We start from the raw sequence: 1,044 nt of genomic DNA, 5'->3' as shown, positions 1-1,044 counted from the left end.
TTGTAAAGGTTAACTAATTCGTTGACAAAATCTTATATTTTGTTATGCGTATAAATACAGATGATTTAACTCTAGTTCGAAGCTATTTACAGAAGTATCAATTTTTGATAAGTGAGTACGAACAAGTAAAAAACAAAACACATCCTCGTTATCGTTTTGTAAAAGAATTTTATGAAGCCAATGGCACAGATCGACGTACTTTTTTGAAGTATTATAATCGTTTCAAACAAAGTCGTAATCAAAGGGATTTATTACCTCGAAAACGAGGACCCAAATGGAAAACCAGAAGACCATTACCTTTTATTGAACAAAAAGTATTAGCTTTAAGAGAGCAAGGCAATAATAAATATGAGATTAGTTGTATTTTAAAGCCTAAATTAAAACAGTTTACACCTACACCCTCTGGAGTTTATAATATATTAAAACGTCATGGTCTAAATAGATTAAGTCCAAAAATGGTTGAAAACAAAAGAAGAATTATTAAAAAGAAAGCAGGAGAGTTAGGTCATATTGATAGTCATTACTTACCTAAAGGAATTGTTAACTCAGAACCTAAAAAACGTTACTATTTGTACGGTATTATAGACTCCTGTACTCGAGTTGCTTGGGTAGAGTTAACAGAAGACTTAACAGCATTAACAACCATGTTTTCTGGGCTTAGAAGCTTTAACATTCTTGCAAGTCATTATAATATTAAGTTCAAGGAAGTTTTAACTGATAATGGTCCTGAGTTTGGTAAAAAAGAAAGTAAATCTAAGGCAGGCCATCCTTTTGAAAGAATGCTTACTGAATTAGAAATAAAGCACAGATATATTAAACCTTATAGACCACAAACCAATGGAAAAATTGAACGCTTTTGGAGAACAATTGAAGAGGACGTAATCCATGGAACTTATTTTGAATCTAAAGAACATTTGAAAGAAGAAATATTACAATATATTTATTATTATAATCAAGAAAGACCGCACCAAAGTTTAAATGGTGTGGCTCCTAATATTTTTAACCAAAACTGTCAACGAATTAGTTAACCTTTACAGAAATGAC

At 30.7% G+C, this 1,044-nt stretch carries 1 protein-coding gene; it reads left to right on the top strand.

Features of this window, described 5'->3' with window-relative positions; genetic code table 11:
- Window positions 1–44: 44 nt before the first annotated feature.
- The gene (locus MK851_RS15620) at window positions 45–1,028 is read left to right on the top strand and encodes an integrase core domain-containing protein (RefSeq protein ID WP_320244931.1); all 984 of its coding nucleotides are present in this window, start codon (window positions 45–47) and stop codon (window positions 1,026–1,028) included.
- Window positions 1,029–1,044 lie beyond the last annotated feature (16 nt).

The sequence above is a fragment of the Tenacibaculum sp. 1B UA genome (assembly GCF_033978845.1).
Taxonomy (GTDB): Bacteria; Bacteroidota; Bacteroidia; order Flavobacteriales; family Flavobacteriaceae; genus Polaribacter.
This window is presented reverse-complemented; position numbering and strand designations above follow the sequence as displayed.

Bases quoted from the DNA above. Each gene is read 5' to 3' on its own strand.
- MK851_RS15620 (WP_320244931.1), top strand. From the start codon at position 45: ATGCGTATAAATACAGATGATTTAACTCTAGTTCGAAGCTATTTACAG.